17 protein-coding genes and 1 pseudogene are annotated in these 18150 nt (G+C 51.4%); 7 read left to right on the forward strand and 11 right to left on the reverse strand.

Features of this window, described 5'->3' with window-relative positions; translation table 11 throughout:
• Window positions 1-13: 13 nt before the first annotated feature.
• The 3 genes from ppk2 (at window position 14) to AT746_RS09805 (ending at window position 2706) form a co-directional block, all read left to right on the forward strand.
• Entirely contained in the window at window positions 14-781 is a 768-nt protein-coding gene (gene ppk2 / locus AT746_RS09795; protein WP_062479799.1) for a polyphosphate kinase 2, read from the forward strand.
• A 133-nt stretch (window positions 782-914) separates the two neighbouring features.
• A complete protein-coding gene (locus AT746_RS09800) occupies window positions 915-1286 on the forward strand; it encodes a VOC family protein (RefSeq protein WP_062479801.1) in 372 nt (123 codons plus the stop codon).
• Window positions 1287-1443: 157 nt separating this feature from the next.
• Window positions 1444-2706 carry an MgtC/SapB family protein gene (locus AT746_RS09805; RefSeq protein ID WP_197414356.1) on the forward strand — a complete coding sequence of 421 codons (1263 nt, stop codon included), beginning with the start codon at window positions 1444-1446 and terminating at the stop codon, window positions 2704-2706.
• Here AT746_RS09805 and AT746_RS09810 read toward each other — a convergent pair.
• Both AT746_RS09810 and ppsA read right to left on the reverse strand, forming a co-directional pair.
• On the reverse strand, window positions 2699-4888 hold the full coding sequence (locus AT746_RS09810; protein WP_062479807.1) for a YgiQ family radical SAM protein: 2190 nt from the start codon (window positions 4886-4888) through the stop codon (window positions 2699-2701). The genes AT746_RS09805 and AT746_RS09810 overlap by 8 nt on opposite strands.
• 130 nt (window positions 4889-5018) lie before the next feature.
• Window positions 5019-7391 carry a phosphoenolpyruvate synthase gene (gene ppsA, locus AT746_RS09815; RefSeq protein WP_062479809.1) on the reverse strand — a complete coding sequence of 791 codons (2373 nt, stop codon included), beginning with the start codon at window positions 7389-7391 and terminating at the stop codon, window positions 5019-5021.
• Window positions 7392-7538: 147 nt separating this feature from the next.
• Here ppsA and ppsR point away from each other — a divergent pair, with 147 nt between their 5' ends.
• Both ppsR and AT746_RS09825 read left to right on the forward strand, forming a co-directional pair.
• Window positions 7539-8351 carry a pyruvate, water dikinase regulatory protein gene (gene ppsR / locus AT746_RS09820; protein ID WP_062479811.1) on the forward strand — a complete coding sequence of 271 codons (813 nt, stop codon included), beginning with the start codon at window positions 7539-7541 and terminating at the stop codon, window positions 8349-8351.
• 30 nt (window positions 8352-8381) lie between these two features.
• Window positions 8382-9371, forward strand: a complete 990-nt coding sequence (locus tag AT746_RS09825) for a GGDEF domain-containing protein (RefSeq protein ID WP_062479813.1) — start codon at window positions 8382-8384, stop codon at window positions 9369-9371.
• A 39-nt stretch (window positions 9372-9410) separates the two neighbouring features.
• Here the strand turns inward: AT746_RS09825 and AT746_RS09830 are convergent, their stop codons facing one another.
• From AT746_RS09830 to htpX, 5 genes and pseudogenes are all read right to left on the reverse strand, one after another.
• Window positions 9411-10751: a class II 3-deoxy-7-phosphoheptulonate synthase gene (locus AT746_RS09830; RefSeq protein WP_062479816.1), complete on the reverse strand. Its 1341-nt coding sequence runs from the start codon at window positions 10749-10751 to the stop codon at window positions 9411-9413.
• A 93-nt stretch (window positions 10752-10844) separates the two neighbouring features.
• Entirely contained in the window at window positions 10845-11582 is a 738-nt protein-coding gene (locus tag AT746_RS09835) for an ATP-binding cassette domain-containing protein (protein WP_062479826.1), read from the reverse strand.
• Between the two features lie 2 nt (window positions 11583-11584).
• Window positions 11585-12541, reverse strand: a complete 957-nt coding sequence (locus tag AT746_RS09840; protein WP_062479828.1) for a FecCD family ABC transporter permease — start codon at window positions 12539-12541, stop codon at window positions 11585-11587.
• A complete protein-coding gene (locus AT746_RS09845) occupies window positions 12541-13017 on the reverse strand; it encodes a low molecular weight protein-tyrosine-phosphatase (protein ID WP_062479831.1) in 477 nt (158 codons plus the stop codon). Before AT746_RS09845 ends, AT746_RS09840 begins: the two co-directional genes overlap by 1 nt.
• A 70-nt stretch (window positions 13018-13087) precedes the next feature.
• Window positions 13088-13938, reverse strand: a pseudogene (gene htpX / locus AT746_RS09850) (protease HtpX).
• 165 nt (window positions 13939-14103) lie between these two features.
• Between htpX and pepE the strand changes: the two are divergent.
• Together pepE and upp are read left to right on the forward strand one after the other, a co-directional pair.
• A complete protein-coding gene (gene pepE / locus AT746_RS09855) occupies window positions 14104-14802 on the forward strand; it encodes a dipeptidase PepE (RefSeq protein WP_062479833.1) in 699 nt (232 codons plus the stop codon).
• A 9-nt stretch (window positions 14803-14811) separates the two neighbouring features.
• A complete protein-coding gene (gene upp / locus AT746_RS09860; RefSeq protein ID WP_062479835.1) occupies window positions 14812-15438 on the forward strand; it encodes a uracil phosphoribosyltransferase in 627 nt (208 codons plus the stop codon).
• 46 nt (window positions 15439-15484) lie between these two features.
• Here the strand turns inward: upp and bioD are convergent, their stop codons facing one another.
• The 4 genes from bioD to AT746_RS09875 are packed head-to-tail and all read right to left on the reverse strand — an operon-like array spanning window position 15485 to window position 18101.
• Window positions 15485-16156: a dethiobiotin synthase gene (bioD, locus tag AT746_RS09865; protein ID WP_062479837.1), complete on the reverse strand. Its 672-nt coding sequence runs from the start codon at window positions 16154-16156 to the stop codon at window positions 15485-15487.
• A 19-nt stretch (window positions 16157-16175) separates the two neighbouring features.
• On the reverse strand, window positions 16176-16814 hold the full coding sequence (locus AT746_RS09870; RefSeq protein WP_082633220.1) for a methyltransferase domain-containing protein: 639 nt from the start codon (window positions 16812-16814) through the stop codon (window positions 16176-16178).
• Window positions 16811-16948: a hypothetical protein gene (locus AT746_RS19820; RefSeq protein ID WP_156413665.1), complete on the reverse strand. Its 138-nt coding sequence runs from the start codon at window positions 16946-16948 to the stop codon at window positions 16811-16813. Before AT746_RS19820 ends, AT746_RS09870 begins: the two co-directional genes overlap by 4 nt.
• On the reverse strand, window positions 16938-18101 hold the full coding sequence (locus tag AT746_RS09875; protein ID WP_062479842.1) for an aminotransferase class I/II-fold pyridoxal phosphate-dependent enzyme: 1164 nt from the start codon (window positions 18099-18101) through the stop codon (window positions 16938-16940). The genes AT746_RS19820 and AT746_RS09875 overlap by 11 nt, the downstream gene beginning before the upstream one ends.
• Window positions 18102-18150: the final 49 nt, after the last annotated feature.

Raw genomic sequence — 18150 nt, forward strand, 5'->3', positions numbered from 1 at the left:
GGCGCAGCAATTCATGGACAAACAGGAATACAAACGACAGCTTAAGGTACTGCAGGTGCAGCTTATTCAGTTACAGCAATGGGTGGCGAGCACGGGCCAGAAAGTTGCAGTGATCTTTGAAGGCCGGGATGCCGCAGGCAAAGGCGGTGCCATCAGGGTTATCAGCGAAAAACTTAACCCCCGTATTGTGCGCATTGTTGCCCTGGGTAAACCCTCTGATAAGGAGCGTCAGCAATGGTACTTTCAGCGCTATGTGGAGCATCTGCCCGGTGCCGGCGAAATCGTGCTGTTCGACCGTAGCTGGTACAACCGCGCCGGTGTGGAGAAAGTGATGAATTTTTGCACTGAGGAGGAGCACAAGGAGTTTTTACGGGCCTGCCCGGAATTTGAACGTATGCTGATCCGCTCCGGCATTCGCCTGGTGAAATACTGGTTCAGCGTGTCGTCCGGGGTGCAGGAGCAGCGTTTTGTGGAGCGGCTGGAGAACCCTTTAAAACGCTGGAAGTTTTCTGATATGGATTTGGTTTCCCGCAGTCGCTGGCGTGAATACAGTCAGGCCCGAAACCAGATGTTTGAGCACACCGATACTGACGATAGTCCCTGGTACGTTGTAGACGGCGATCATGACAAAAAGGCCAGACTCAACTGTATCAGCCACCTGCTTTCTCTGGTGCCTTACAAAGATGTGAGTTTTCCCGAGGTGGAACTGCCACAGATGGACGATAAGCACAGGGATATCCCACTTCCCGAAAAGGTTCAAAGGATTCCTGAGGTTTTTTAACAACCGCGTTCTGGTTACTCATCTGACTCAGGACTTGATAACACCTTCAACATGAAAATCTGGCGGCGTTTACGCTCCTCTGCTTTACTGATTGGAGATTGTGAATCAGTTAAATTTACTCAGGAGAATCGCGATGAATGGCAATCCCGTAGGCTGGTTTGAAATTCCCGTTATTGATATGAAGCGGGCTAAGGATTTTTATGCCAGCGCCTTTGAGCTTGAATTTGAAATGCTGGAAATGGGTCCATGTCAGATGGCCATGTTTCCCTTTGACCATGCGCAGCCCGGGTGCAGCGGAGCATTGGTTAAAGGCCCCGAATATCAACCGGCTCAGGGCGGAATGCTGATCTATTTTATGTGTGAAGAAGTCAGTGCCAGGCTGAATAAAATTCAGGCTGCCGGTGGCGAACTGGTGCAGGAGAAAATGAGCATCGGTGAGCATGGTTTTATCGGCCTGTTTACCGACAGCGAAGGCAATAAACTGGGACTGCATTCAAGACAATAGCAAGCACACAACTTCTGTGTGTTGAACAAAGAGCGCCAGGGATGGCACTAAGCTCTTTTAATGCATCTGATATCTCAGAACAAAGCACAATACTTTGCCTCTGGTTTATATTTTCCTATATGCTTGATATACAAATAGCTTTTTAGCCTGATTTATCTTGTCTGAAACATTCTACAACTCTTCTTTTATGTTACTGGGCATATCCCTGGCTATTGGCCTGTTGATAGGCATTGAACGGGGCTGGAAGCAACGTGGTGCACAGGACGGTGGACGCATTGCCGGGCTCAGAACCTATGGGCTTACCGGGCTGGCAGGTGGCACTACGGCCATTATGCTGCCTTTTTTTGGTGAGATCGCGACCGGGTTGCTATTCCTCGGCTTTGCCCTCGCCACAAGTATGGCCTATTTAAACCGTAAACAGGATTCCGAAGATGCCAGTATCACCGGCCTGATTAGCCTGTTACTGACCTTTATGCTGGGGATGCTGGCTGCGTTTAAGCAGATTGAACTGGCCGCCTCTGCCGCTATTATCACCGCTTTGTTACTACGCTACAAAGAATTACTGCATAGCTGGCTGCGCCAGGTTGAGGATCAGGAACTTAAAGCGGCTTTACAACTGTTGCTTATTTCCATCGTTTTGTTACCGATCCTGCCGGACCAGGGCTATGGCCCCTGGCAGGTGCTTAATCCTTACGAAATCTGGTGGATGGTGGTACTGATCGCCGGGATTTCATTTGTAGGATACTTTGCGATGAAGTTTGCCGGTACCGACAAAGGCATTATGCTCACCGCATTAAGCGCCGGGCTGGCCTCTTCTACTGCGCTTACTCTGCATTTTTCCAGGCTCGCCAGAGAACAGCCTTCACTGCACCGCCAGCTCAGCGCCGGTATTCTGATTGCCTGCGGTACCATGTTTCCAAGGGTGGTGCTGGTGGCAACCCTGATAAACCCTGCCATCCTGTCTTTGTTATGGCTGCCCATGACAGTCATGACGCTGGTAATCTTTATCAGTGCCGCCCTGCTGTGGCGAACCCGTACACTGGAACAACCGGCTTCCCTGACCCGCCTGCTAAACCCCCTGGAGCTAAAATCTGCAGTGTTTTTTGGCGCACTGCTGGTCGTGATCTTACTGCTTGGAGAGCTGATGCGGGAGCTGTTTGGTGATACAGGAATTTACGCCCTGGCCCTGGTATCCGGTATTGCCGATGTGGATCCGATTAACCTGACGTTGTCCAGGATGAGCCTGGGCGAAACTCAAGCCTCCGTGGCGGTAACAGGTATTGTGCTGGCCGCCTGCAGCAACTCATTGGTTAAATCACTGATGGCGGTATCCGTCGCCGGAAAAACCATGCTGGTCAATGTATTAGGACCACTTGCTGTGGCAGTGATCTGTGGCGTTGCCAGCCTGTTTATTATTTAGCGGTTCTGGCTACCGATTTTCCAGCCTTCTGTTTTTTCTGCCATTTAGGCTGAGGCGGTAACCCAGTATGTTTGGTCAGCGCCCGTTCTCCGCGACCACCCTTTTTCACCTTTTGCCGTTTCTCATCCACCGTCTCAGGCGGCACCAGGTGTTGCGGACCACGGCCTATCAGATCTTCTCTGCCCATTTTTTTCAGTGCTTCGCGGATCTGGGCGAAATTCTTCGGATCATGGTATCTGAGCATGGCTTTGTGTAACCGACGATGGATCTCACCTTTTGCTGAAGGCACCGCTTCGCTGTCTTTGGTGACCTTTTTCAGCGAGTTGACCCCGGTATGGTACATGGTAGTGGCACTGGCCATGGGGGACGGATAGAAATTCTGTACCTGATCCAGTTTAAAACGATTTTCTTTAAGCCAGATGGCCAGTGACAGCATATCTTCATCGGTGGTACCCGGATGTGAGGCAATAAAATACGGGATCAGATACTGCTTCTTGCCGGCTTCGGCAGAGTACTTGTCAAACAGCTCTTTAAAGCGGTAATAGCTGCCCATGCCCGGCTTCATCATCTTCGACAATGGCCCCTCTTCGGTATGCTCTGGGGCAATTTTCAGATAGCCGCCCACGTGGTGGCGGGCCAACTCTTCCACATAACGGGGATCTTCCACCGCCAGATCGTAACGTACGCCGGAAGCGATCAGGACCTTCTTTACGCCTTTGAGCTCCCGCGCACGGCGGTACAGATTTATGGTAGGGGTATGATCCGTATCCATATGGGCACAGATTGAGGGGTAGACACAGGAAGGACGCCTGCAGGTCGCCTCGGCTTTAGGACTGCGGCATTTAAGCCGGTACATGTTCGCTGTTGGCCCGCCAAGATCGGAGATCACCCCGGTAAAACCCGGCACTTTGTCGCGAATATCTTCGATTTCGCGAATAATGGAATCTTCTGAGCGACTCTGAATAATACGCCCTTCATGCTCGGTAATGGAACAAAATGAGCAGCCGCCATAGCAACCGCGCATAATATTGACCGAGAACCGGATCATCTCATAGGCGGGAATTTTGGCATCGCCATAAACGGGGTGTGGTACCCGCTGATAAGGCAGGTCAAATACCGCATCCATCTCCGGGGTTTCCAGCGGCATGGCCGGTGGATTGATCCAGATGTGTCGATCGCCATGGCGTTGCATCAGGGCTCTGGCACAGCCAGGGTTAGTTTCCTGATGCAAAATCCTGGAGGTATGGGCATACAACGGCCTGTTTTCCGACACCGTCTCAAAGGCAGGCAGCTTCACATAGACCTTTTCCCAGGGTTTACGGCGGTTATCGGGCTGCACCACTATGGGTTTGGCGGTGGTTGGTGTGGTATTTTCTTCTGCTTCTGATTTTTTAACATCGCAGTCCGACTCCATCTGATAGGGGCTGGGAATGGGATCGATCTTCCCGGGTCTGTCCAACTGGGTAGAATCCACCCCCTGCCACTCTTCAAGGGCCTGCTTAACAATAATAGCGGTACCGCGCACATCGCGGATATCGGCAATATTCTCACCGGCGGCTAAGCGGTGGGTTATTTCAATCAGCGGGCGTTCGGCATTGCCGTACATCAGCATATCGGCCTTGGCATCGAAGAGTACCGAACGACGTACTTTCTCTGACCAGTAATCATAATGGGCGATACGTCGCAGGCTGGCTTCAATACCACCAATAATCAGCGGGACCTCTTTGTAAGCTTCCCGACAGCGCTGGGCATACACGGTAACGGCACGATCCGGTCGCTTACCGCCCACATTACCCGGTGTATAAGCATCGTCATGGCGCAGTTTTTTATCCGCAGTATAGCGGTTGATCATCGAGTCCATATTTCCGGCAGTGACGCCAAAATACAGATTCGGCTTCCCCAGTGCCATAAAGGCATCTTTGCTCTTCCAGTCAGGCTGAGCAATGATGCCTACCCGAAAGCCATGGGACTCTAGTACCCGGCCGATTACCGCCATGCCAAAGCTGGGATGATCTACATAGGCATCGCCTGTCACCAGAATAATGTCACAGCTGTCCCAGCCAAGCTCATCCATTTCCGCCCGGCTCATGGGCAGAAATGGCGCAGTACCATAGCAGTGTGCCCAGTATTTGGGATAAGAAAAGAGCGAGCGCTCAGCTTTAATCGTGGCGGTGACATTCATATAAAGGACAGAACCTGATGGAGTTGTAGGAAAAAACGCAGCGCAGTATACCTGATTTCACGGGTAATATTGTGGAATTTTTAACCAGCATAAAAAAAGCGCCCAAAGGCGCTTTTTTAGCCAAACCGATCTATTTATGCTGCTCGGCCAGATACAGCCAGGTATCAATCACCGTATCCGGATTAAGAGAGACGCTATCAATGCCCTGCTCTACCAGCCAGGCTGCCAGATCTTCATGATCCGACGGCCCCTGACCGCAGATACCCACATATTTGCCACGGGCTTTGGCCGCTTTGATCGCCATGGACAAGAGAATTTTCACCGCTTCATCGCGCTCATCAAACAGGTGGGCAATCACCCCGGAATCCCGGTCCAGACCCAGAGTTAACTGGGTCAGATCGTTAGAGCCGATGGAGAAACCATCGAAAATATCCAGAAACTGATCGGCCAGCAGCGCATTAGAGGGCAGCTCGCACATCATAATCACGCGCAGGCCGTTTTCACCCTGTTTAAGTCCCTGCTCCGCCAGCAGTTCGATAACCCTTCGGCCCTCTTCTACAGTTCTGACGAAGGGGATCATGATCTCCACATTGGTCAGCCCCATCTCGTTGCGCACCCGCTTGATGGCCTCACACTCCAGGGCAAAACAATCACGGAAATCTTCAGAGATATAGCGGCTGGCACCGCGGAAACCGAGCATGGGGTTCTCTTCATGGGGCTCGTACTGAAAGCCGCCCACCAGATTGAAATACTCATTGGATTTAAAGTCTGACATGCGCACTATGACTTTTTCCGGTGAGAAGGCGGCACCAATAGTGGCAATCCCTTCCACCAGTTTCTGGATATAAAACTCCACCGGTGACGCATACCCGGCCATCAGGTCATCAATTTCGGCTTTTACATCGTCAGGTTGTTCGGCGTAGTTCAGCAGCGCCTTGGGATGTACACCGATCATACGATTAATAATGAATTCAAGCCTGGCCAGACCCACTCCCGAATGCGGCAGGCGGGCAAAATCAAAAGCCCGATCCGGATTGCCCACATTCATCATCACCTTCAGATTCATGTCCGGCATCGCATCGATGCGTGAAGTGATCACGTCAAAGTCCAGTACATCTCCGTAGATATAGCCGGTATCACCTTCGGCGCAGGAAACCGTGACCTTGTCGCCGTTTTCGATACTGGTGGTGGCATCGCCACAGCCCACTACCGCGGGAATACCCAGTTCACGGGCTATAATGGCGGCATGGCAGGTGCGCCCACCACGATTGGTGACGATCGCAGAAGCCTTTTTCATAATAGGCTCCCAGTCAGGATCGGTCATATCGGTAACCAATACATCGCCGGGCATGATTTTATTCATTTCATCGATCGAGCCGAGCACTTTGGCTTCGCCGCTACCGATTTTATGGCCGATGGCCCGCCCTTCACAGACGACTTTCGCCTCACCTTTTAACTGGAAGCGCTCAATACTCTGTGCGTCATCACGGCTGCGCACTGTCTCAGGTCTGGCCTGCACGATATATAACTTTCCGTCTGTACCATCTTTCGCCCACTCGATGTCCATGGCGCGCTTATAGTGCTTTTCGATGATCTGTGCCTGTTTGGCCAGTTCCATCACCTCGTCATCACTGAGGGAAAACTGATGGCTGTCTGAGGGATCCACGTCGACAATATCTACCTGCTTGCCGTGGCTGGCATCGGCAGAATAGATCATCTTTTTCAGCTTACTGCCGAGATTACGGCGCACCACTGCGGGTTTACCCTTTTCCAGGGTAGGTTTGTGTACATAAAACTCATCAGGGTTAACGGCGCCCTGCACGACCATCTCGCCAAGGCCAAAAGAAGAGGTGATAAACACCACATCTTCAAAACCGGATTCGGTGTCGATGGTAAACATGACCCCGGAGGAGGCACAATCGGAGCGAACCATGCGCTGCACACCGGCAGACAGAGCAACACCCTTGTGGTCATAGCCCTGATGAACACGATAGGAAATGGCCCTGTCATTAAACAGTGAGGCATATACATGCTTGATGGCAATCAGCACGTTGTCGTAGCCATTAACATTTAAGAAGGTTTCCTGCTGCCCGGCAAAAGAGGCGTCGGGCATATCTTCTGCTGTAGCTGATGAGCGCACGGCAAAGGATGCTTCACCACCGGCTTCTTGCTGTAATTGTTCGAAAGCACTCTGGATTGCGGCTTCAAGCTCGCTCTGGAATGGTGTATCGATAATACTCTGGCGGATCTCGGCACCGGCTTTGGCCAGCGCATCCACATCGTCCACATCCAGCGCATCCAGGGTTTCATGGATACGCGCATCCAGACCGCTTTGCTCGAGAAATTCGTTAAAGGCCTCGGCTGTGGTCGCAAAACCGCCTGGTACCATCACACCGGCATTAGCCAGATTGGAAATCATTTCACCCAGGGACGCATTCTTGCCTCCCACCTTATCCACATCATGCATGCCTAACTGCTGATACCACAAGACGTATTTCTGCACCGCGAGCTCTCCTGAATAGATCCGTGAATTCAAAGTCATTGAGATAACAACTGACTTTTATCGCTGGGGATTTTAGAATGCAGGTAATAACAAAGTAAAATTTTATTTATTTTCGTAATAAATTTACAACATTGTTAAGGAATTGTTTTGCGCACCGCTTACTACATTTCAGACGGAACGGCCATTACATCAGAAGTTTTCGGACACGCACTTCTGTCCCTTTTCCCTACTGAATTCAACCATATCACTATTCCTTTTGTGGAAACATCTGAACATGCAGAGCGTGTAAATAAGCAAATTGCCAGGACTTTCAATGACAGTGGTGAGCGCCCTTTGGTGTTTTATACCATCGTTAACTCCGATGTGCGGGAAATCGTTTCCAACTCGGTTGGAATCAACTACAACTTTCTCGATCAATTTGTGGCACCGCTGGAAAAGATCCTCGGCATCCCGGCCAAGCCGGAGAAACACCGCACTCACAGCATCCATGAAAAAACCTATGACATCCGTATCGAAGCGGTGAATTACGCGCTGGCCAATGATGATGGTGCTAACACCGACAATTACCATGATGCAGACATTATTCTGGTGGGCGTATCCCGCTCTGGGAAAACACCAACCAGTCTTTATCTTGCGCTACAATATGGCATTAAAGCCGCGAACTATCCTTTTACCGAGGAAGATATGGGCGATATGCTCAAATTGCCGCCAAAGTTAAGACGTTTTAAACAAAAGTTATTTGGCCTGACCATTAACCCAGAGCGTTTGCATCAGATCCGATCAGAGCGGCGGGCTAACAGCAAGTATGCATCGATGCGACAGTGTCGGATGGAGCTGCGCGAAGTGGACAATCTGTATCGTCGGGAAAGTATTCCTTTCTTAAACAGTACCCGCTATTCCATTGAGGAAATCTCTGCCAAGATCCTGGCGGAAACCGGATTGCAACGTAAAAAATATTGATTTTCTCTTCGCCAGATGCAGGGGACGCCTATGTTGTACCGATTAAAAAACGACTTCAGACTCTCAATTATCACCTTGTTGGGCAGTTGCGCGCTTCTTGGTATTACCCCTTTTGCCATATATCGCTTTGCTCAGGGAGATATCATTGCCGCCATTGTTGATGCCCTGATTCTGCTGAGTGTCTGTTCTGTATTAGCCTACGCCTGGATTTCCGGCGACACCAGACGCAGTGGTCTGATTATGGCCATTATCGCATGTAGCGGTGGCCTGGTGGTACTGAGCCTGCAAGGTACTATTGGGCTGTTCTGGCTCTACCCCTGCTTTATTACCAGCTTTTTTCTTACCTCCTCGCGCCTGGCCTTACTTATCAATACGCTGACCGTCTTTGTGCTTAGCCTGTTTCAAATCGGCGGGATTGAATATGAACACCTGATATCTTTTATCACCACTGCTATTGTGGTCAGCGCCTGTGCCTATGTGTTTTCCCTTCGTAATGAATCTCAGCGCCGCAGACTGGAACAACTGGCTACGCTGGATCCTTTGACCGGGGTTAAAAACCGCCGTGCCATGGAGGAAGAACTGTTACGGGCAGTCGCCACCCATGAACGTAATGACCTCAGCTATGGTCTGGCGATACTGGATTTGGATCACTTTAAGCGCGTAAATGACGAACATGGGCATGCGGTTGGTGATCAGGTGTTGATTGAATGTGTGGATATTATCAGCCGGCATATCAGAAAATCAGACCGGTTGTTTCGTTTTGGTGGTGAAGAGTTCGTATTACTGTTGCCCGGTGTGGATGACAATGGCATGCGTTCTGTTATCAGGAACCTGCACAAAGTATTGCGTGAAGAACTGAAAAGCCCGTCCGGTGCTGTCACCGCTTCCTATGGCCTGGCACTGCTGCAAAGTGACGAGAATGCCGATCAATGGATGGAGCGAGCCGATAATGCCCTTTATCAGGCTAAGGAAAACGGTCGCGATCAGATTATTGTGGCGCCACAACCACAACTGAGCTAGGCGGCCAGAAGCAAGAGTGCCCCTGGCCTTCAGGTATCTTTACTTCCTCAGATGATCTGCAACAAGAAACGCCAGTTCCAATACCTGGTCTGCGTTCAGTCTTGGATCGCACTGAGTCTGGTAACATTCAGCCAGATCAGATTCGCTGATCTTATAGGCCCCGCCGGTACATTCAGTCACGTGCTGACCGGTCATTTCCAGGTGAATTCCCCCTGCGTGGGTACTTTCGCTCTGATGAGCCTGGAAAAACTGCTGAATCTCACGCAGAATCGCGTCAAAGTTACGGGTCTTGTAGCCACTGGAGGCCTTGACCGTATTGCCATGCATGGGATCGGAACTCCATACTACTTTGCGGCCTTCCTGTTTTACCCGGCGCAGCAGTTTTGGCAGCTTATCGGCAAGATTATCGGCACCCATGCGGGTGATCAGTGTCAGACGCCCGGCCTCATTATTGGGATTCAGGGCATCGATCAGGCGGATCAGTTCATCTTCCTGCATACCCGGGCCAATCTTAACACCGATGGGGTTATGAATGCCGCGGAAAAACTCTACATGGGCATGATCCAACTGACGGGTACGCTCGCCAATCCAGAGCATATGCGCAGAGCAATTATACCATTTACCTGTCAGGGTATCATTGCGGGTCAGTGCCTGTTCGTAGTTCAGTAACAGCGCCTCATGGGAGGTAAACAGGGTGGTCTCGTGCAAGGCTGAATTATTTGCCGAGTTGATCCCTACCACCTCCATAAAAGACAGGGCATCCTGGATCCGCTGAGCCACATCCTGATAGCGTTCTTTGAGAGGATTGTTCTCCACGAAGGCCATGTTCCAGCGGTTTACCTGATGCAAGTCCGCCAGGCCGCCCTGAGCAAAGGCCCGGAGCAGATTCAGGGTCGCCGCCGAGCGGTGATAAGCTTCAATCATCCGTTGTGGGTCGGGCTGGCGGGCAGCGTCGGTAAACTCGAAATTATTAATAATATCGCCGCGATAGCTGGGCAAAGATACGCCTTCCAGGGTTTCCATATCACTGGAACGGGGTTTGGCATACTGTCCGGCCATACGTGCCACCTTAGTGACGGGGCAGCGTCCGGCAAAGGTCAGCACAATGGCCATCTGCAGAATGACCTTAAAGGTATCGCGGATCTTTGGTGCATTAAACTCATCAAAGGACTCAGCACAATCCCCTCCTTGCAGCAAAAAGCCTTTACCTTCAGCTACATCGCCAAGCTGACGGTATAAGTCGCGGGCTTCAGCGGCAAATACCAGAGGCGGATATTTGGCCAGACGCTGCTCTGCGTCCTGAAGCTTGAGCTTATCTTGATAGGTAGGTTGTTGCTGGATAGGCAGCTTACGCCAGCTATCGGGTTGCCACTGAGTCACGTAAATTCCTTAAATTAATCAATTATTCCGATGGAGTCTGCGCACCGTGCGCAGCAGACTTTGAAACTTACGAGTTCTGAAAGAAAATTTCAATTAGAGATAGGTCTGAATTAGGCGATTTTGTTCTGTATCAGTCACAATTCGGACATTACAGCAAAATACCCGGCTAAGCAGAGATTCAGTCAGTACCTGTTTGGGAATATCATCGGCCACCAGTTGCCCCTGATGCATCAGCCAGATGCGGTTGGCGTAACGCTCGGCCAGATTCAGTTGATGATGGCTCATTACCAGCATATTGCCGATGCGGGCCAGCTCATTTAACAGTTCACATAACCTGTGCTGATGGGAAAAATCCAGCCCCTGCACCGGCTCATCAAGCAGGATCAATGCTCTGCCCTGCTCTATGGCGGGCCATACCTGCATTAAACAACGGGCTATCTGTACCCGTCGCTGCTCACCCCCGGAGAGCTGATTTAATGGCCGCTGCAAAAACGGGCTGATATCCAGCGCCTGTTCAAGGACATCCGGCAGCGACCGCTCGGCACAGAAAAAGCTAAGGCTTTCTTTAACGGTCAGAGCAAACACACTTTGCTGAGTCTGTTCCATCAGACAGCGCTGAATAGCCAGCTCGGCTGGCGCATACTGACTCAGTTCCCGGCCCTCAAGCCAGAGTTGCCCCTGGTGTGGTGATATCAGTCCGGCCAGCAGATTAAGCAGACTGGACTTTCCGGAGCCATTAGGTCCCAGCAGATGTACGGCGTCGGCTGAAATCAAATCAAGACTGACATTACTGAGGCGGTTCTCAAGAGAAATGGCCTGGGCTCTTAACATAATTACCTGTCCGCCAGTTTAATCACTGAATACAGAAAAACCGGCCCACCCAGCGTGGCGGTCAACATGGATACGGGCACCGCCACACCGCCGAAGAGATCCGATACCAGGATCACTAACAACAATAAAATAGCGCCGAGCAACGCCGAGGCCGGAAGAATAAAACGATTATCATAACCAAATACGTTACGCAGCAAATGAGGTACCAGTAAGCCCACGAAAGCGATGGAGCCGGCCAATGAGACCGCCACCCCGACCAGGAAAGCGCTGGCGAGTAACATTTTCGGATAGAAACGGCGAATATCCAGACCGGCAAGCTGCGCCGAACGCTGGCCCAGATACAGCCAGTTCAGCGCCCGGCCCTGAATGATCAGATAGCCCAGTGCCAGAGAAACCGGGATCAGGGCCATTAATACTAACTGCAGGCTGGCCTGATGCAGGCTGCCGAGCAGCCAGAATGTCAGGTTACGCAGAGACTGGGCATCAGTGAAAAAATACAGCCAGGCGATCACACCGCCACTTAAAGTAGATATGGCAATACCGGCAAGAATGACGCCGCTGCCCGAAACCAGACTCAGGCGCCTGGCGATAAGATAAATCAGCAAGGTAGAGAGCAAGGCCCCTATAAAGCTGAACAGCGGCAGGCCATATTGCATCAGCGCAAGGCTCAGGCTTCCCCCCATCAGCAGATAAATGGCAGCAAACAGACTGGCACCACTGGTGATACCAATGATGCCGGGATCAGCCAGAGGATTTCGGAGCATGACCTGTAACAGTGCAGAGCTTGCTGCCAGACTTGCGCCAACCAGAATGGCGCACAGTACCAGTGGCAGGCGAAGATGCAGCAAAATTCTGCGATCAACTGCCTGCTCCAGTTGCAAATCGCGAAGTAATACAAAAAATGCCAATACAATAAGTATCAGAGACAACAGACCCAGTAGTCTGGTGCGGTAAAACATCAGTCCTTACGGCTTCTGAGTTTCTGCAGCAGGCCATCACAGCCCTGTTCAACCAGATCCAACACCAGGTCAAACCCACGCCGGCCACCGTAATAGGGATCGGGCACCTCTTTCTCTTCATGGCCTGCGTACTCAAGAAACAAATGCACTTTATGCCGATGTTCCTCAGGACAGCGTTCAATCAGTTCCGCATGGTTAGACTTGTCCATTGCCAGAATCAGATCGAAACGTGCAAAATCCTCATCTGCAACGGGCCGGGAGCGTTGCCTGGCAAAACTATAGCCCCGACTCTCACCCGCCTCACAGGTACGCTTGTCGGGCAGACTGCTGACATGGAAACCCGAGGTGCCGGCAGAGTCGACATGCACTTTTAGTTTCGAGCGGTCAATGCGTTGCTGGAAAATGGCATGGGCGGTAGGTGAACGGCAAAGATTGCCGAGGCAGACGAAAAGTACCGAAAAGTCACCTTGAGACATGCAAAATTACCGCGGTAAAAAAAGGGGCCCTACTATGTCAGAATTCTTCAGTCAGTCAAGTTGCCGGCGACTACCCTTGTTGCAGAGCATGGATGCGCTTTTCAAGCGGCGGATGGCTGCGAAGCAGCTCTGCCACAGCAGATTTTCCGCGGATGCCAAAGGCCATGAGCGTACCGTCAAGGCGGGATTCCTGGCTGTATTTAAGTCTTTGCAGCGCAGCGATCATCTTATTGCGCCCCACCAATGCTGCAGAGCCAGCATCGGCGCGATATTCACGATGGCGGCTGAAGGCCATAACAATAATACTGGCCAGTATGCCAAATACCATTTCCAGAACAAATACTGTGGCCATATAGGCGAAAAATCCCCCTGATTATTATTGCCCCGTAATGCACTGGCGATAACCCGGGCAAAGAAAATGACAAAGGTATTGACCACCCCCTGAAGCAGGGTCATGGTGACCATATCGCCATTTGCGATATGGCTGATTTCATGAGCCAGTACACCCTCTACTTCGTCCTGGCGCATGTTTTCAAGCAAACCGGTAGATACTGCCACCAGGGCATTATTGCGGTTGGCACCGGTGGCAAAGGCATTCATATCCTCAGAGCGATACAGAGCCACCTCAGGCATACCGATATTGGCCTGCTTAGCCAGCCTGGCCACTGTCGAAACCAGCCATTGCTCTGTGGCATTGGCTGGCGTGTCGATCACATGAGCACCGGTGGAGCGCTTTGCGATCCATTTGGACATCAGCAAAGAGATAAACGCACCGCCAAAACCAAAGATGCTGGCAAATACCAACAGACCGGCATTGCCCCGCATATCCAGACCAAACAGCGGCATCACAATGTTAAGCACAATGCCCAGCACCAGTACCACAGCGAGGTTAGTGGCAATAAACAGCAGAATACGTTTCATCATGTTACTCCAATGATAATCTTTGCTTTATATTGGGCCGGGACCGACGGTTTTCAAATGGTAAAACTGTGAGTAAATATTTCTCTGACTCAGCCACTCTGCTCGCTCCTGACTTATGGTGATGCCGGAGGTATACTGCCAATTTATACTAATCGTGGAGCATTTATGCAGCTACTAATGCTGAGCAGTTCGAAAGAAGGTCGTAGCGGCTTTCTGGAAACCGCCAGACCAATAATCATCCGGCACCTGCAAGATATCGATAAGCTGCTGTTTATACCCTATGCAGGGGTGACCCTGGACTGGGATGAATACACCCAAAAGGTGCAACAGGCGCTACCGGAAATTAAGGTAACCGGCATCCATCAGCACAAGGATCCGGTAGCGGCAATCACACAGGCCAACGCCATCGCCACTGGTGGGGGCAATACCTTCAATCTGTTGAACGAGCTTTACAGGCATAAGTTGATCGCTCCGATTCAGCAGCAGGTTAAAAATGGCGTGCCTTATATTGGCTGGAGCGCTGGAGCAAATATCTGTGGTAACAGCATCCGCACCACTAACGATATGCCGATTGTTGCGCCGCCCTCCTTTGATGCCCTGAATCTGGTGCCTTTTCAGATAAATCCCCATTACAGTGATTATCAGCCTCCCGGCTTCAACGGTGAAACCCGGGCCCAGCGTCTGGCGGAATTTATGCGACTGGAGCCCGCTATGCCCGTTGTGGCAATCCGTGAAGGGGGAGCCCTGTTGCGTGACAAAGACATTTTAACCCTGATAGGACCCCATACCGGCGTATTGTTCAAAGGCGGCGAGCAGCAGGAAATCCAATCGGGGCAGGATCTGTCCTGGCTTTTAGAATCATAAGGAACAACCATGAAAGTTGTTGAAATCAATCATCCACTGGTAAAACACAAGGTTGGCTTGCTGCGTAAAGACGGCATCAGTACCCGTGAGTTTCGTCAACTGGCCAGTGAAATCGGCAGCTTGCTGACTTATGAGGCCACTGCCGACCTGGCACTGGAAAAAACCCCGATTCAATGTTGGAGCGGTGAAATTATGGTGGATCAGATCCAGGGTAAGAAAGTCACTATTGTACCCATTTTACGGGCAGGACTGGGTATGCTGGATGGTGTTCTGGAACTGATCCCCAATGCCCGTATCAGCGTGGTGGGTATGTACAGGGATGAACAGAGTCTGAAACCTGTGTCTTACTTTCAGAAACTCAGTGCTGATCTGGATCAGCGCCTGGCGATTATCGTAGACCCCATGCTGGCCACCGGCGGCTCCATGATTGCCACTATCGATCTGCTTAAACAACATGGCAGCACCCATATCAAGGCGCTGGTGCTGGTCGCTGCGCCGGAGGGAATTGCCGCGCTGGAAAAGGCTCATCCTGATATTGAACTTTATACCGCCGCCATCGATGAGTGTTTAAATGAACAGGGTTATATCCTGCCGGGCTTAGGTGATGCCGGTGATAAATTGTTTGGCACCAAGTAACGGCTTAACGCTGAGACATCTGGCCGCAAAGCTTTGCGGATTCAGCTTAAAGCAGAGGCGTCAGATCAAGATATTGCTGGGCATGTTCAGGATCGTTGAGACGCGGGATATATCCTAAGAAAGGTGCGGTTAATCCCTGTTTAAGACTCTCCAGATTATCCTCAATATTGGCCATATCCAGTTCGACCTGATTGGCCACCCAACCCGCCAGTCTCAGACCGTCTTTTTCAATGGCCTCAGCGGTCAGCAGAGCATGATTAAGACAGCCAAGACGTATACCCACTACCAGAATCACCTCCATCTCTTCCTGCCTGGCAAACTCCGACAGGTAAGTTCCCTCACCCAGAGGTAAACGCCAGCCCCCCGCTCCCTCGGTAAGAATAAAGTCGGGGTCGTGGCTCTTAAGCTCTGCGTAATGTTGATGTAACCTTGCCAGTTCAATTTTCTGACCCGCCTGCTCTGCAGCAATATGGGGCGCTATAGCCGGTTCAAAGGCATAAGGATTAACCTGCTGGTAGCTCAGATGAAGAGTGGAAGCTGCCTGAAGCGCCAGGGCATCGGCGTTTTGCAACCCGTGTGAGGACATTGCGCACCCGGACGCTACCGGCTTAAAGCCGATGGTCTTAAAGCGCCGGTAAGCAAGCTGGTGCAACATGCTTTCACTGACAAAGGTTTTACCCACTTCGGTATCAGTGCCGGTAACAAAATAGCCTTTCATATTGGTTTTTGTGTCCCTGTTATTTTTGTATTCTCAAAAAAACAACCTCGTAGCTGAGTGGCAAGCCCTCAGGTTGTGCAAAACTATCGCTATAGCAGGCCTGAAGCTGTTGCAGTTGTCTGCGGGACAAGGTTCGGCCGCCTGAGTTGATCAACACACTGGCCCCGATATCTTTGATCGAATGCAATACTGCAAAAATATCCTTGTGCCAGCTGATAAAGCGCTGCTGAGTGGCTGAACATCTGAATCCGGCCCTGCACGCTGCCTGATACATCGTTGCCTGTGGCTCAAAGGTATTAATATGTGCGCATTCACCCAGCCTCTGCCAGCTCAGATTAAGCTCTTTCAGGGAGCCCTGAGCCATAATGGCCAGGGTGCCGCCGGCACCGGGCTTCATTACCCGGAACAGCTCGGCCAGGACCTTGTCCAGCGGTCTGCACCATTGCAACGCCATGGAGGAAAACACACCATCAATACTGCTATCGGCAAAGGGCAGATTTTCTGCATCGGCCACCTGGAATGTTGTATTCGCCATACAATACCGCTGTCTGGCTACATCAATCATGCCACCGGCGATATCCACTCCAAGCACCTGCCTGGCTGATGCGGCCAGGAGCGCGCTGATTCTACCTGTGCCACAACCTAAATCCAGTACTATCCGTCACAATTTGTATGCAGTTCAAGGCCATATTGGGCAATCTGCCACTGCACTTTAGCCAGCTCCTCGTAGTGACAAGCCGCCTTACTGAACTGACGGGCGATTCGGGTCTTGATATCAGTTTCAGCGTACATGGCTCAGACCTTTTGCTATCACATGAACCAGTTCGATGATATCGCTCTCTTTATGGATAGCTGACAGGGTTACGCGTAACCTGGCCGCAGCTTCGGGAACAGTGGGAGCGCGCATAGCTCCTACCCAAAAGCCCTGTTGCCGGATAAATTCGGCAAGTTTCAGGGTTTTCTCAGAGGCACCAATGATCACCGGCTGAATCGCAGTATCAGAGGGACTCAGCGGCAGGCCGTCTGCCAGTGCCTGTTGGCAGAATAAACGGATATTCTGCTGCAACTTATCCCTTCTCCACTGCTGTTTTTCAATCAATCTTAAGCTGGCAAGGGTAATCTGTGCCATCAGGGGTGACATGGAGGTACTGTAAATATAGTGGCGGCCAAAATTAAGCAGATACTCATGAAGCTGTGTGCTCAGAGCCAAAAAGGCGCCGCTTGTACCTACTGCCTTACCAAAGGTGGCCATCAGCACAGGCAATACCTGCTGACTGAGTGGTTCGGCCTCTGCTGTGCCCGCTCCGGTTTGCCCCAGCACACCAAAACCATGGGCATCATCCAGCATCAGCATGGCTCCGGCGTTAGTGGCGAGCGTCGCAATGTCCTTTATGAGCGCCTTATCACCGTCCATGCTGAATACCCCTTCTGTCATCACAAGGGTGTCTTGCTTACTGGTACGCAGCAGCCTTTTCAGATGGGATACATCATTATGGGCAAAACGCTTCAGCCTGGCTTTAGTTGCCAGGGCGCCGTCCAGCATCGAAGCGTGACTGAGTTTGTCCGCCAGAATCACCCCGCCATGGCGCATCAGAGTCTGGATCACCGCCTGATTTGCGCTGAAGCCAGAGTTAAACAACAACACCCGCTCACGATTCAGGCGCTCACATAAATAATCTTCCAGTTGCCGGTGGCTGGCGGTATAGCCGGTAACCAGGGGGGAAGCACCGCTACCTGGACTGAAAACCGCTGCGGCATCACAGACGCTCTGCGTCAGGGCCTGTGACTGTGCCAGCCCCAGGTAATCATTTGAGGAAAAGTTGTGATACCAGTGGCCAGCTATTTTTACCCTGCCCGCTTCACTTTGCTCAATCAGGTGCTGCTGACGATACAGGTGCCGTGTCGCTCTGTCGGCTAAATCGGCGGCAATAAATTCAAAACTCATGATCAATCCGATAAAGCCGCGTAACAGCGGCCAGGTTACTCAGCGGTGA

Source organism: Lacimicrobium alkaliphilum, from assembly GCF_001466725.1.
In the GTDB taxonomy this organism is placed as follows: domain Bacteria; phylum Pseudomonadota; class Gammaproteobacteria; order Enterobacterales; family Alteromonadaceae; genus Lacimicrobium; species Lacimicrobium alkaliphilum_B.

What these genes read in the sequence shown, in the direction of transcription:
- ppk2 (WP_062479799.1), top strand. Translation starts at nt 14, where the DNA reads ATGGACAAACAGGAATACAAACGACAGCTTAAGGTACTGCAGGTGCAG.
- AT746_RS09800 (WP_062479801.1), top strand. Translation starts at nt 915, where the DNA reads ATGAATGGCAATCCCGTAGGCTGGTTTGAAATTCCCGTTATTGATATG.
- AT746_RS09810 (WP_062479807.1), bottom strand. Translation starts at nt 4,888, where the DNA reads ATGAATGTCACCGCCACGATTAAAGCTGAGCGCTCGCTCTTTTCTTAT.
- AT746_RS09825 (WP_062479813.1), top strand. Translation starts at nt 8,382, where the DNA reads ATGTTGTACCGATTAAAAAACGACTTCAGACTCTCAATTATCACCTTG.
- AT746_RS09835 (WP_062479826.1), bottom strand. Translation starts at nt 11,582, where the DNA reads ATGTTAAGAGCCCAGGCCATTTCTCTTGAGAACCGCCTCAGTAATGTC.
- AT746_RS09840 (WP_062479828.1), bottom strand. Translation starts at nt 12,541, where the DNA reads ATGTTTTACCGCACCAGACTACTGGGTCTGTTGTCTCTGATACTTATT.
- AT746_RS09845 (WP_062479831.1), bottom strand. Translation starts at nt 13,017, where the DNA reads ATGTCTCAAGGTGACTTTTCGGTACTTTTCGTCTGCCTCGGCAATCTT.
- pepE (WP_062479833.1), top strand. Translation starts at nt 14,104, where the DNA reads ATGCAGCTACTAATGCTGAGCAGTTCGAAAGAAGGTCGTAGCGGCTTT.
- upp (WP_062479835.1), top strand. Translation starts at nt 14,812, where the DNA reads ATGAAAGTTGTTGAAATCAATCATCCACTGGTAAAACACAAGGTTGGC.
- bioD (WP_062479837.1), bottom strand. Translation starts at nt 16,156, where the DNA reads ATGAAAGGCTATTTTGTTACCGGCACTGATACCGAAGTGGGTAAAACC.
- AT746_RS19820 (WP_156413665.1), bottom strand. Translation starts at nt 16,948, where the DNA reads ATGTACGCTGAAACTGATATCAAGACCCGAATCGCCCGTCAGTTCAGT.
- AT746_RS09875 (WP_062479842.1), bottom strand. Translation starts at nt 18,101, where the DNA reads ATGAGTTTTGAATTTATTGCCGCCGATTTAGCCGACAGAGCGACACGG.